This window comes from Deltaproteobacteria bacterium, assembly GCA_016874735.1.
Lineage (GTDB): Bacteria > Bdellovibrionota_B > Oligoflexia > Oligoflexales > CAIYRB01 > CAIYRB01.
In genome coordinates this window covers 1-13,838 of the sequence record VGTI01000024.1, presented here as the reverse complement: position 1 = coordinate 13,838, position 13,838 = coordinate 1, and the positions used below count along the sequence as shown (strand labels likewise).

Here is a 13,838-nt window from a genome sequence, read left to right as displayed (position 1 = left end):
CTTTAGGGAAATCAGCAAACTACGCAAAATAGTTACAAAATAATATTTACTTGGCGACAATCCGGTCCCGGCCATCGAGGTACGGTCTGAGAGCTTGCGGGATATAAACACTGCCGTCGGCGCGTTGGTGGTTCTCGAGGAGTGGGATCAACACGCGCGGCGAAGCAATCGCCGTATTGTTTAGCGTATGGCAGATGCGATTTTGCCCACTCTTGTCTTTGTAGCGCAGCTGAAGCCGTCGCGCTTGGAATTCATGGAAGGTCGAGCAGCTGTGGGTTTCGCTATAGGCCGTACGCGATGGCATCCAGGTCTCGATATCGTGTTTACGGACCTGACCTTGGCCCAAATCTCCGGTGCATACATAAACGACGCGGTACGGCAGCTCAAGTGCCTGTAATACCGCCTCAGCGTTGCCGAGAAGCTCGTCATGAAATTTGGCTGATGTGGCCTCGTCAGCTGGACCAATGATCACTTGCTCGATCTTTTGAAACTGGTGCACACGGTAGAGTCCGTGGGTATCTTTACCGTAGGTGCCAGCCTCACGCCTGAAACAGTTGCTCCAGGCCATGACTTTAACGGGCAATGACGCTTCCGGCAGGATCTCGTTGGCATGATAACTGGTAAGCGAAACCTCGGCCGTTCCCACGAGCGCCATGTTGTCGCGCTCACACAGATAGGCCTGCTCGCGCCCGGTTGGGAAGTAGCCGGTACCAGTCATCGCCTCTTCACTCACAAGCACGGGGATCGACAGCGGGGTAAACCCGCGCTTGATCAGCAAGTCAAAAGTAAACCGCAGTACGGCTTGTTCTAAGCGTGCACCGTCGCCGCTTAAGACGTAAGAACGACTGCCCGCTAGCTTGACACCGCGCGCGACGTCGATAATACCGAGGCTTTCGCCGAGCTCCATGTGACCCTTGGGCTTGAAATCAAACTGTGGCGGCGTGCCCCAGCGTTTGACTTCGACATTTTCTGTATCGTCCCGACCAACAGGTACATCCGCACGCGCCGGCTGCGGCACGAGTAGCATCAGCTGATCAAATTCTGCGCGCTTGGTTTTGAGCTCGGTGTCTAGGGCCTCGCACTGCGTCTTGATCGCACCCACTCTGAGCTTTAGCGCCTCGCGCTCGGACGGCTGGCTCTGGCCGATGGTTTTTGAAAGCGTGTTGCGCTCTGCCTGCAGGGTCTCCCACTGCACCTGCAGCGGCCGGATAGCGCTATCGAGTTCTAGTAAGCGATCGAGATCGAATTTGATGCGCTTATCAATGGCGCCGCGACGCACTGCTTCAGTCTGCTCACGAATGTACTTGATGTCCAGCATGGTGCCCAGGATCCCTATCTAGCTTTGGTGGTGGCTACTGCAATTCCCTATGGGTCAGCGTAACGCGAATCTGATACTCTAGCAAAGACCAGCAAACTCAAAGTAGCAACTGATCACGTGGTGAGGTCCGGCGGATAATGTTGACGATTAAAAACATCAGTGCGCTTCTCGCAGCAGCAATGGTCTCGTCCCCTCTACTAGCCGTAGGCTCAGGATCTGCATCAAAACTACAGACCAATGACAGCTGGTTTACACCGCCCATCGATCCCGACTATCCCCGCAGTGATCTACTCGTCCCCGCTGTGAGCTTTATCCTGCCGGGATTTGGCCAGTTTATCAACGGTGAATACCTGAGCGGTAGTGTCTACGCGGGGCTCGCCCTGGGTTCTGTGGTGTACTCGAATGCCACAGCTCGGGCCAATGATCTCGCGCGGGCTAAACTCTTTGCGGAGCGCCGGGCGGAAACTTATGGCCTCAAGCTTGAAGAAGTCCGAGACCAAAAGGACGTCGCCGCGCGCAAAGTCATGCTGGCGGGGCTAGTCTATCAGGGTTCAGGTGGCTTCAGTGCTTACCAGGCGTTCCGCCTCTCGGCCACGACGCGTCAGGCTACGGGCCAGTATCAGTTCCTCGGGCGGGACGAGACGCCGATGGATATCCTAAAATCCACGGTGGATTTTAAGTACCTAAAACGAAGCAGTACTTGGATACCGCTCGCCATCGGCGGCGCCTTGGCCGGTCTCAAACTGTCGCTACCGCCGGGTGACACGAGCGAGCGCTCGCCATTCACCACGGCAGATGCCTTTTTCACGACGAGCTTTTCAGGTAACGCCGGTACTCACGAGGAGGCGATGTTCCGCGGGTGGGTGATGCCGGTTCTGCGCGAGTACACTGGTAGCGACGGCTGGTCCAATGTTGGTCAAGGCGTGATTTTTGCTCTGGCCCACCTTTCGACCGTATCAGTGCCGTTGCCGCAGTTCCTCCTGGGACTCCACCTCGGCAACGTGACACAGCGCAATGGTTGGGAAATGGGCGAGGCGGTCTTCATCCACACATGGTGGGACATCATCGCCTTCTGGACGCAGTTTCAATACAACTCCAAATATGCAAAAAGCCCTGTTGCGAGTGCGGCACCGGCAGTGCTATGGTTGCCGCCGCTCGAGTGGGTCTTCTAGCCTCTGGCTACCTGCGCGAGATATCTCGAGAAATCTAAGGTAACTTTAGCGCAGCTGCTACCGTGAATACGACGCAACCAACCAACAACAATAAGTTTAGCGACGAGGCCTCCCTGAGGGCGCCTGCCGTATGGGAGCAGCTTGGACTCGGGGCTAGGCCTGTGTTCCTAGCGCCCCTTGCCGGCGTGTCGGATGCGCCCTTTCGCCGCATCGCGAGTGCGCAGGGGGCGACGCTGACTTATGTGGAGATGCTGTCGGCGACAGCGCTCCTTTACGAGAGCCGCCGCACGCTGGAGATGATGCGACGTCATCCCGAGGAGCGGCGCCTTGGCGTCCAAATCACCGGCAAGACGGCCGATGAAGTGGCGCGTGCAGTAGAGGTGCTGGACAAGCATCCTTTTGAGACCATCGACATCAATATGGGGTGCCCCGTTAGCAAGGTGGTCAAGAGTGGCTGTGGAAGCGCCATTCTCAGAGACCCTGAGCGTGTTTATGAGACCGTGCGGTTAGCGGTTCAAGCAACGGGCAAACCTCTTTCCGTTAAGATTCGGCTCGGCTGGGACCGCAGCAGTTACACCTACCGTGAAGTGGCCGATGCTGCCGCACGAGGCGGTGCCGCTTGGCTTACAGTGCACGGGCGGCTGCGCTGCGACGACTATGCCGTGCCGGTTGATCTCGAGCGCATAGCGGAGATCAAAAAGCAGCTCTCGATCCCAGTAGTGGGCAACGGCAATATCTTTTCGCGAGCCGACGCCATCTGGATGCAGGAGCACACCGGCGTCGATGCCGTCATGGTCAGTCGCGGGGCACTAGGTAACCCCTGGTTATTCCGTGACTTAACGGAGGGCGAGAGACCGGTGACTCTGGCTGAGTGGCAGGATGCCGTGCAGGCACACCTGAGCTGGCAGCTCGCCGCGTACGGCGAAAAAGGCTTTGCCGCTGTGTGTATGCGCAAGCACCTACTCTGGTACGTCAAGGGTTGGCCTGGAGCCAAGCGCCTGCGTGAAGAGTTGTCGCACGTCGATACTTTAGCTGAAGCTGGCCGACTGATTGGGCTTTTTGCCGCATCACTGGCCGGGGAAGGCTACAGTGAACGGTTGCCGCTCACCCAAGAGAGCGACAGCGCGCAGCGCTTCCTTTGGGACCCCAAATACGACATGGACCGACAGCTCGATCGCGGTGTCGGCGATGATCAATTAACGCCAGTTTGACGTTAAGATAAACAAATTAGGTTTGTTGCTATGTCATAAAGACGTACTTCAATGAAATGAAGATAATTTCATTGACTGTACTCTCAGTATTTTATAATAAAGCATCGGTTTTTACCAAAATCTTCGACATTGTTAGCGAGTCGTTTCCCCCCCAGTTAACTCATGATATCAAGAGGGTATGCAGATGAGTGTTCGTACGGCTTACAACTCGGGGCTTTTGCCGGTGGTCCAGAGTTTGGCTTTGCTGCTGAGTGCGGGTAATGCCTACGCTGTGGAAGAGGCGCTAAGTCCTGAAGAGGAGCACAGGGAAGAGCTTAAGCTGGAAAAGCCCGCCGCACCATTGGCGCCGGCTGCGGCCTCGTTCTACGGCAACTTGGAGTTGCGTCATCGGGCGCAGCGTGAACTCCTGCAGGACCACGGCCCTGGTCGCCTCAAGTTCGGCCGGCGTATTCTCGACAGCGATCAAGTTGTAAATGACAAGCCAGCTATGCTCGTCAGGCCGACGGTGGGTGTGCAGCTCTTTGACAAGAGTCTAGACACTTCGTTTACTTATCAGTTTCAAAACAGTATCGGTGACAACCGCATCCTCAAAACTGACATCTTTAACAACACTCAGTGGAGTGCTCTTAGCGGTAAATTTAACGACAAGAGTCCATGGACTTTTGGGCCATCGGCGTTCACGAGTTTCATGACCGGGAGCGTCAGTGGTGCCAACTTCTCCTACACGGACCTCGGCTTTTACGGCGAGGCCAACTACCAGACGGCAATTCCTGGTGGTGACGGTGCGGTCAGAGTCTACGGCAACCCGGTGGGTGAATTTTACAGCCAAGAGTATTCAAAACAAAATCGTCAAAAAGCGTCTCTGGTAGAGGCCGACATTGGCACCCGCACTAAGAGCGAGCTGGCCCTCGCTGATTTGACCACAGATGCCGCTGGCAATGTCACCGTGCAACCGACGCATCCCGTGGTTATTGCCTACTACGGTCTGGCCTTGAGTTACATGCCCAGTCTCGTTAAAGGTCTGACGGTTCAGGGCGGCTGGGACGTGGTGCAAATTTGGAAACCGCAGTACTCGGTGCGGGACATGGACGGCTCGCTTACCACTGAGCTCGACCACTACTCTAATAAGGCACTGACCTTTAACCGCCTGCAGCTTAGCTACAGGGTCAACGACCGCGTGAGTATTGTGAACCAAACGCGTCATTACGTCGGTGGGTTCTACCAGTACGGTATCAACACGAATCATCCCGACGAGGCCGATCAGGTCGGTAAGGTGTCGTGGGAGAATAGGCTGAGCCTGATGGTTACCTTATTCTAAATTCTAAATTCTAAATTCTAAATTCTAAATTCTAAATTTACGGCTAGGGGCCTGCGAATCTGCGTAAAGTAGATGCAGGCCCTTATTTCAGCAGCCTCAGGATAGAGCGCACGGACCGCCGTGCCGTATGTCCGCACCTGCTCCAGGTAGCCGCGCTCGGAGCAAAATGCTTCGAGAACTGTATCGGTGAGGCTAGCGCTGTCGCCAGGGGTCGCAAACCTAGTTGTTTTGTAGTCGACAACCAGGAACCTACCAGGTGTGGTCTCAGCTAAAAGGTCGAGCGATCCTGTGACTAGTTCTGCGCCACGCTTGTAGACGACTGGGAGCTCAGTCGCTAACCTCACGGTACTTGACCGCAATGCCGTAATCCAAGGGTCTTCTGTAATGGCTGCGACCTCGCTCAGAATCGCATCACGCCATTTGGCCCAAGTTTTTACATGGCCGAGTAGCGTTTGCCAGGCTGCCATGCTGTCGAACTGACTTCCGTTCATGTAAGCCTCGAGTGCGCGGTGCGTAAGCGTCCCGACGAGGGCCGCCATCTTAGGCTCCATCTGGGCCTCAAGACGCAGCGGTAGGCGCGTGGTGGCAGATGCACCGCGATCCGCCTCGTGGCGTGACGGGGCGACGATCGTCACTTCGCGCGGTACATCGGTACGCGCGACTAGCTGATCCAAGGTGGACGTCAGTCTGTCGGAGTTGCTGCGCCTCACGTCTGGGCCAGCAAGAGTCAAGGCAGCGGCGACACTGCTCCAGTGTGAGGTTTCCTGATAGCTGAGTAATTCAGCAGCAGCAGCGGCAGCAGCGCCTGATGCTGCGCTCGTCTGATTTGCCTGCCGCCAACGGTAGGGCCTGGTTGTCCTACTGTCGGGCCCGTGATGGATCGCCTCAGCCAAGCGTGGATAGACCACGGTGCTTGCTAGTCCCTTGATGCGTGCGGGTGCGTGACCACTGATCAGAAGATACTGCCTGGCGCGCGTCAACGCTACGTAGAGTAAACGCTCGCACTCAGCACCGACGCTCGTCTCTGTTGCCTCGAGCACTTGCCTAAACTGGGCATCAGCCTGTGGCTGTTCGGTGCTCGTCCCGACATAATAGAGACCTGGACTCTGCTCATCATCGACTCCTTGAGCCCAGTAGCTATCGCGTTGCCCCCATGGACGCCCAGTGTCCATGACGGCGACCAGCGGGAACTCAAGTCCCTTGGCCTTGTGAATCGTCATGAGCGTCACGCCGCAGCGACGTCCCGCTGCGTTGCCAAAGTCGTCGCTTTGAGCCATGTCCTCTAGCCTCTCGACTAAAGGTACTAGGTTTACCAAATCTTGGTCTTCGAGCATCATGACGAGCTCGACGAGCCGCACGAGATTGCGCCGCGCCAGATCAGCATCTTCATCTTGGTACAGGGACGGGTGACTGTAAGCGGCAAAGGCACCTAGCTGACGTAGCGCCTCCAAGAGTAGCTCATGTGGTAACATGCGACCCGCGAGACGCCGGAGTTTTTTCAGCGTCGTAGCGACGGCAAATCCCTGGGCCTCGAGCTGTGCGGTGATGCGGTCACCGGCAAGCTCTTGGCCTTTAAACTGAGCAATCAGTGGTAGCATCGCTGCGTCACTTACACCGCCGATGGGACTTCGTAGCACGGTAGCTAGGGCAACGAGATCTGTAGGGAGCGCCAGGAATCTCAGTAACGCCGCAAGGTCACGGACCTCGGTACGCGCGAAAAACCCACGTTCTTCCTCCCTCTGGCACGCCACCGAGCGGCGCCGCAGCGCCGCCTCGACAATGGCAGCATGAGTTGACGAGCGATAGAGGATGCAGCAGTCACTGGCTACTAGCGGGCGGTAGCCACCACTGGCTTTGTCAAATACGGGATACTCGTGGCCAGTGGCCAAAATTTCTGCCAATGTCGCCGCCAGCATGTCCGCCTCGACCATGGCAGGTTCCAAGTCACTATCCTTGGCGACCGTTACGAGTGGTAGCACTAAGACGCATCCGTCGTCCGGCACCCAGAGCTTGTCATCGACCGCGGCAGTGTGATGCGGTGGAAAGCTTTCATCCTGCCGAAATACAGCATTGACATAGTCGAGCACCACCTGGGCCGTGCGGAAGCTAGCCGTCAGCGGGGCGTCCCTCAGGCTCGCAGAAAGCTTGGTCCGCGCATCGTCCATCACAGCTGGATCGGCCTCGCGGAATCCATAAATCGACTGCTTACTGTCGCCAACGATGAAGACCGAGGGCGCGAGACCGTTCGTGCTGTCGATTCCCTCGCCGGCGAGCATAGGGGTGATGAGCTCGTCAAATACAGCCCACTGCAGGCGGCTGGTATCCTGAAATTCGTCGAGCAGCACGTGCTGAATGGTGTGCGCCAGAAGAAAGCGTGCACCGGCGCTGGCAGCCCCATGCAAAAGCTCAAAGCCACCTTTGACTAAATCGCGAAACTCCAAGGCCCCCGACTGGTGCTTCAAGTTTTCACGCAGCGCCCTATAGATGCGGTAAAGCTGATAGTGACTGGTACCTATCCGCGTCAGGTGGATGAGTTGGCGCTCGTCGACGTGCTGCCTTACCGCAGTTTCCACCACGCTGATGGGCTGCAGCAGGGCGTCACGTTTCGCGCCCTTAATGTAGCGCGCACTGATTTTAAGATCCGCCTTGGTCAGTAACTCGGTTGCCAGCAAGGCACCAAAATCAGCTGCAGCCAGAGCCTCCAGCACCGCCTGGCGCCGTACCTCGTTGCTTATGCTCAAGGCAACAGCCCGCATAGCATCGGTAATGGTAGCCATCAGCTGAGCCTCGGAAGGATCAGCAACCGTGTCAATCCAGGGTATGAAAGCGCCGCCCCGCGCCGCCGCAAGGCGCTCGCTGTACCATACGTAGGTATCTTGGCGGTCCAGCGCTCCGAGATAACGCTGAAGGGCCAAAACCCCGCCGTCAGGCACTGAGCTGAGTAAGTCGTCAGCCCATGGCTCGCCTTTGGTCAGAGCGCGCATGAGCAGCTCGCCGGTGGCGCGCCAGGCCTGGGCGTCTAGTTTCTGCGAGCTGTCCGGATCAAGTAGCGTGGTGGGCCCGCCGCTGCGCTCATCAGGGCTAGCATCAGGACGCGCCTCAAAGGGGAACTTACTCACCCACTCGAGAAAGAGACTGTCGATCGTAGAAATCCGTAGCAACTGCGACGACGCCAAAAGGCGCGGAGCGAGCTCCGCTGCCGGGATGGGCGGCGGTCGCCGCTTCCCCCCACTGCTGGCGTCGTAAAACTGCCGCATCCTTTCGTCAAACGAGCGCTGCTTTTCTGGTTTAGCCAGTAGGTCTGCCGCTTCAGCCAATATGCGAGCACGCATCTCGCCCGCCGCTTTTTTGGTAAAGGTCACCGTCAGCACGGAGGCTGGACTGGCACCAGCACTGACCAAGTGCAGGAATCGCTGACTTAGCTGAAAAGTCTTGCCGCTGCCAGCGGACGCGGCAACGAGAAAACTAGCGTACGGGTTCTGAGGATTTGCGGCAGTCATGTGCATGGTGTCTCAGTCGCCCTCAGTGGCATCTGGTTGTGGATTAATTAAATCGCCACGCGTCAACGTCAGGGCCGGGTCGTCACGGCGGCAGACGCCGCTAAGCTCACAGTAGCCGCAGCGCCTAGCATCCGGGCTAAAGTTTCCGTTGGCCAGAACCTCTTGATGGCGCAGCGTCCACTGCTCCTCGAGATTCTGCACTGCTGCACCCAGATCCTCGGGCGTGCGGCTGGTGATTAAGCCAGAGGCTTTTGCTGCGGGGATTGCGCGATGTCCAGCGAGCCCTTCAGTCCAAGCACCATTGAGGATACTCCAATACCCGGTCACTGCTTGCGTCAGCGGGAGCTCGCCGTGTGCCGTGGCTAAGGCCCAGGCATAGAGCAAGAGCTGTGGGGACTCAGCGCGCGTCATGGCACCGCGGTCCGGCGCCCCCCTACGTTTATAGTCAGTGATAAGATGCCAGTCTCCCCACCGGATCACACTATCGATCACGCCTCTAAGCTCGACGGCTATACCGCCAACCTCGACGGTGATGGGAGAGCCATCGGCATCTTGGAGGCTCGATTCCTCTAGGCTTTGAAGCGGGATATCTACGAAGAGTCGCTGCACATGACACGCGAATGCGGGCCAGGCATGACGCGAGAGATGAAGGGCAAGAGGACTCTCGTGCTGTTCGGCAGGCATGAGCTTGGTTGTGAGGAAGGACAGACGCCCCAAGAACATCTGCAAGGTTTCATCGCTGGCGACAGATGCCGTCTTCAAGATCTCGCGCAGCGGCGGCAAGACAGTCTCATCGGCGCAGCGGCCACTGAAGAAACCCTCAAGCACTTTATGTAGCCAGTCGCCCTCGTGCCTATGCTCACGTCGCTCAGGCAGCTCTGCCCGGCGTATGCCGAGTTTATAGGCTAAGAACCGATACGGACAGGCTAGCAGATATTCTAGCGATGTCGCCGATTGCTTCGTGATTAGCTGCGCTGCCAGGGCCTTGGACGTCGCACCACGCAGGCCTGTCCGCGCCGTGTGATGAGTGTCACGCTGAGCGAGGGTGTCTGAGGTTGCTGGGGCGATGCGGCCGAGGTCGGCGTGTCCTTCTATTTCAGTCGCCTCGCCTAGAGCCACTGCCGTCTCGATAAACCGTGACCGTACTACCGTGTCGCTCCCGCGACTTTCAGGATACATCAGGACCATGGCAGGAAGCCTGGAACGTAACAGGTGAAAGGTGGTGTCTTCTATCGCCTCGAGGAGGTGCCACCCAGGCAAACCTATTTTTGTTTTTAGGTAGTGGTCAACGAGGTGATCGCGCGGCAGTGCCCGCGGGAAGTCACCTTCGCTGCAGCCCAGTACGATCACCAAATCAAAGGGAACGTAGCGCGCCTCAGCTACACTCAGGACCTGGAGACCAGAAAGCGGATCGCCAACGCTACGCACATCGAGGGCCAAGAGGCGATCACGTATGAGGCCCAAGAACTCGCGTTGGCTAAACCTGGTCGGCAAACCTGCGGCAGCCGTGGCCATCTGGGAGAGAAAATCTTCAATCGCCGTCACTGCCGAGATCGTTAGGCTCACATCTCCGTCGGCAGCTAAAGTGCTGTGATCACTTGCGGCCATGACGTCGCGTAGCACCCAGCTAAGCTGCTCGGTCCACTGGCTGATGACTTGATTCGGTGCGGTAGAGCCACCAAGTAGGGGGCCAAGACGTTGGGTAAGTTCAAGAGCCACGGCACGCGAAGCGGGCGGCAGGAGCTCACGCAGGTCCGCGAGCGTCGGAGGCTTTTCCACCGAGGTCAGCGCCGTTGTGAGCTCTAAGGCCAAACTGCCGTCACCCGCCGCAGCCCAGGCCAGGGTCAAAGGATGCGCCAGCAGCGCCAAGAGTTGCGCTGAGTTTGGGCGGCCATCCAGCACGTCAAAGAGCGCAATCAGCCAGGTACCAATCTCCGTCTGCGCGAGCGGCGTGCCCAGAGCCAGGTTAGGTTTGAGCTTGGAGTCTTTGAGTAGCGCCCGGAGCGGCTTGCCGTAGATAGCATCGTTGGTAACGAGAAGCGCAATCGAAGAGGGCGCGAGACCCTGGCCAGTGGCCGCTTCTGCCAGCTGCAGGGCCTCGGCCACCTCGCTCATGAGCGAGTCGCACTTTACGACCTGTAGCCATCTGGCGGTGGTTGCCTGGTCTGTCGCCGGGACCACGCTGGAACGTGGAAGCGAGGCTGGGTCGTCCGCCTCGAGCATCTTGATGAGCAGCTCAATCGGATTATGAGTGCCGCTAAGTTGTGGCGGCGCACTCATCCAGAAGTGCACATCCGCGCGTCTCGCCAGCGTGCTGAGAAGCGGCGCGTGCATACTCTGGGCACTGGTGACTCCGACGATGTAGAGGCGTTGCCACGGTGGGGCGTGTTCTGACCATGTGGCGGCTAAGGCCTGACTCTGGGCAGCCAGATGACGCTCCTCCGGCATGGCACCTAGCCAAGTGGCAGTGGCGTTATAAAACTTATCGGCCAAGGCCCTAAGCTCAGCAAAGCGTTCGCCCAAAGTGTCGATGCCACCTTCAGAGAGAAAGCTGCTCCGCTTCACTTCGCCAGCCAGGTAGTCAATCTGCTCCAGTGGCAATTGCCAGTCGGTGAGCTCGGCCAGGAACTGCTTGATCTCGTGCTCATGGCCGGGAAGCAGGTGCTTGTAGCTAGCCTCCTTGAGGAGAGCAGCTAGCAGCAGCTCTTGGCCCAAATCACCGACGGCGGGAACCGTCGGTCCAATCTGCATGGCCGCGGCATGGGAGCGGACAAAGTCGTCTAGAGTGTAAGTGCGCGGCGGAATGAAAGCCGGTCGCGTCCGTGCCAGCATCGCGTGTAGCCACGGCACCAGGCGTTTGGTCGGTAGGACGACGTGAAGCGAGCCAAGATCGTTACCCGGCAGTCTGGCCAGCTCGTTGGCAAGTTCCGTGATCAGGCATGTCGCGGCCGGCCATAGCGTGAGGCCGGCGGCAGTTTGGTCCGGACTGGTAGTCATGAATGATCGTCCTGTCGTCCTGTCGTTCTCCAGTTGTTCCGCGATGGTCCACAACTAGCCTTCGACCCTACAACTGAGGTACAAAATAAGAAAGCCATCATTGCAAAATCGAACGGCTAGCGACGCCTACTCAGTGAAGTCCGCTGTGGAGTATCAATGCTGAATGGTCAGGGCGTGATTCGCCATCTTTTGGGACTTTATGCTAGCCAGGACGCGGTCATCGGACCGCTGCTGCGCGCGCTCCCGCTCAATGCCACTACGAGGCAGGTCCTAAGCCTTAGTCGGGCCGAGCAGACTGGATATCTGGAGGCTTTGTGGAAGCACAACCAGGGCGGTAACAGCGCGCCTGCTAACGTCGCTGGGTCAGATTCTGTCTACGAGCCCCGGCAACTGGCAGGTCTCTTTCGCCGCTTCAATCAGCTTCCCTGCACCGTGAGCACGCGCGTCAAGCGGGCAGCACTCCTCTCTGGGTTAGACCCACAAACGGCATCCGTACTGCTACTCGGTGATGACGACCTTCTCAGTGTCGAACTCTGCCGCCTTGGCTATCAGCACGTGACCGTGGCGGACTGTGATCAAGATTTGTTGGCAACGATCCGGCGTGAGACGGCCAAAGCACCGGCGCCGCCGCGGATCATCGCTGCCGACTTTCGCGAACTCCCAGATCTTGGGATCAAGGCTGATTTGGTGGTGCTTGATCCTCCTTACACCTTGGACGGAGCCAACAGTTTCCTGCGGCTTGCCGTTAAACTGGCGCGCCCCGAGTCCACCATTGTGCTCATGGTTAACAAGGAGATCATGGGGCCAGCCTATGCTGGGCTCACTGCTCAGGCAAAAACCTTAGGCCTTAGTCTCAAAGCGCATCACGAGGGGTTTAACGCTTATCCCATAGGCAGTATGTCGCGGCTCATTATGCGCCTCGCTTGGTGGCACTACATGGGCGTGCCGCTCGGTGCAACGAGCAAGCGCGAAATTTATTTCTATTCGGACTGTTTTTTATTCACTGTCTCCTAAACATCATGTGGAGCCCCGCCCCTGAAATGATAACCAAACAAAAAATGTTGTTGGCTAGTGTTGTCTCTTTGAGTTTTTTCATCGCGACAGCGGGGTGCAAATCTACGGGCAGCCGCAATGGCTTGAAAGTGGTTGGTGGCACTAAGGATGAGAGCAGTTTTCCCGCTACCGTCGCCCTGGCCGCGGTCAATGCTAACGATGATCTATTGATATACTGCACAGGTACCTTTGTCAGAGACGACCTGCTCGTAACGGCAGCGCATTGCACGGCGGCACCGGGGACCGCGAAGTTTGTACTATTCGGCAAAGCGCCGCATTGGCAGGGGCAGGGACAGCGGCCATCGACTAGCCTCTATACGGTGCATCCTGATTTTTCTATCGAAGAACCCTCGCCGCGTCCGACCGATGTGGCATTTCTCCATCTCCCGCGTGGCACCGCAACAGCGGACATGATAGCGAACATAGCTGTTGAGGAAGACTGGTCGGACCTGCCCGTGACGATGGTTGGATACGGTGGATCTGAGCCGAGCTGGAAGTGGGATCTACTCGGTGTCAGACGTATTGGTAAAAATCAGGTCGCTGGATTTTGGTACGGTGGCCCTTACCGGATGATCAAGGTGACGACGGAACAGCCAGTCAACCCGAGTGACAATGCTGCCATCAACGAAGGCGATTCGGGCGGGCCGCTTTACAACAACCGGGGCGAACTGGTGGGCACTGGCCAGAGCGGCCGCTTCCTTGAGGATAAAGGCCACTGGGATACGCGTTTCATTGACCTTCAGGTGCCAAGTATTGCGCGCTATGTGAAGGCTGAATTTGCAGGTCAAAATCAAGTCCTGGACATTAGGCAGGCAAAGTCGCAAGCGGCTCTCGTGGACTCAAGTGGTGCGGTTGGCCGCTGCATCGACAATAGCGGCTTCGGCTACGGCCCCATGGTGGCCTGCGGTACGCGCAAGTGTGCAAAAAAGGCGGCCGATCTAAAAGAATCGTGCCTTGTCTGGCCCACACTCGAGGGTCGCGACTTCTGCAGCAAAAATGTGGGCCGTGGCTTCGGCCCCATTTTCACCTGTAGCGGTCAACGGTGTGCCAAGAGCGACCGCGAGGAAAAGCGGGAGTGTGTGTTGCTCGACTTTGTAACCTGATTAAACTGGTCCACTTAATTGTTGGTGAAAATCAGGCAGCTCTAGCCCATGCGAAACGGTCTTTTCGTTCTTGTTACTAACTGGTTGTGCCACCACGCATAAATGTTGAGAAGGCAGTTGAGCCGGTCGATCTTCTTCGTGGTGCACCAGGTTCTGCGCGCTAGAC

The 13,838-nt window shown here is 57.6% G+C and carries 8 protein-coding genes; 5 read left to right on the top strand and 3 right to left on the bottom strand.

What is annotated here, in order from left to right; translation table 11 throughout:
* Positions 1-46 precede the first annotated feature (46 nt).
* Positions 47-1,318, bottom strand: a complete 1,272-nt coding sequence (gene serS, locus FJ146_10985) for a serine--tRNA ligase (GenBank protein MBM4252486.1) — start codon at positions 1,316-1,318, stop codon at positions 47-49.
* A gap of 137 nt (positions 1,319-1,455) precedes the next feature.
* Between serS and FJ146_10980 the strand changes: the two genes are divergently transcribed.
* From FJ146_10980 to FJ146_10970, 3 genes are all read left to right on the top strand, one after another.
* Positions 1,456-2,490, top strand: coding sequence for a CPBP family intramembrane metalloprotease (locus tag FJ146_10980; protein MBM4252485.1), 1,035 nt, complete (start codon positions 1,456-1,458; stop codon positions 2,488-2,490).
* A 62-nt stretch (positions 2,491-2,552) separates the two neighbouring features.
* Positions 2,553-3,701, top strand: coding sequence for a tRNA dihydrouridine synthase DusB (gene dusB, locus FJ146_10975; protein MBM4252484.1), 1,149 nt, complete (start codon positions 2,553-2,555; stop codon positions 3,699-3,701).
* Between the two features lie 184 nt (positions 3,702-3,885).
* Complete coding sequence (locus FJ146_10970; protein ID MBM4252483.1) at positions 3,886-5,019, top strand: hypothetical protein; 1,134 nt, start codon at positions 3,886-3,888, stop codon at positions 5,017-5,019.
* A gap of 17 nt (positions 5,020-5,036) precedes the next feature.
* On the opposite strand, the gene FJ146_10965 is transcribed toward FJ146_10970, so the two are convergent.
* On the bottom strand, positions 5,037-8,525 hold the full coding sequence (locus tag FJ146_10965; protein ID MBM4252482.1) for a hypothetical protein: 3,489 nt from the start codon (positions 8,523-8,525) through the stop codon (positions 5,037-5,039).
* A gap of 6 nt (positions 8,526-8,531) precedes the next feature.
* Positions 8,532-11,516, bottom strand: a complete 2,985-nt coding sequence (locus FJ146_10960; GenBank protein MBM4252481.1) for a hypothetical protein — start codon at positions 11,514-11,516, stop codon at positions 8,532-8,534.
* Positions 11,517-11,672: 156 nt separating this feature from the next.
* On the opposite strand from FJ146_10960, the gene FJ146_10955 reads away from it, so the two are divergent.
* Both FJ146_10955 and FJ146_10950 read left to right on the top strand, forming a co-directional pair.
* Complete coding sequence (locus FJ146_10955; GenBank protein ID MBM4252480.1) at positions 11,673-12,530, top strand: class I SAM-dependent methyltransferase; 858 nt, start codon at positions 11,673-11,675, stop codon at positions 12,528-12,530.
* A 5-nt stretch (positions 12,531-12,535) separates the two neighbouring features.
* Positions 12,536-13,672: a S1 family peptidase gene (locus FJ146_10950; GenBank protein ID MBM4252479.1), complete on the top strand. Its 1,137-nt coding sequence runs from the start codon at positions 12,536-12,538 to the stop codon at positions 13,670-13,672.
* Positions 13,673-13,838 lie beyond the last annotated feature (166 nt).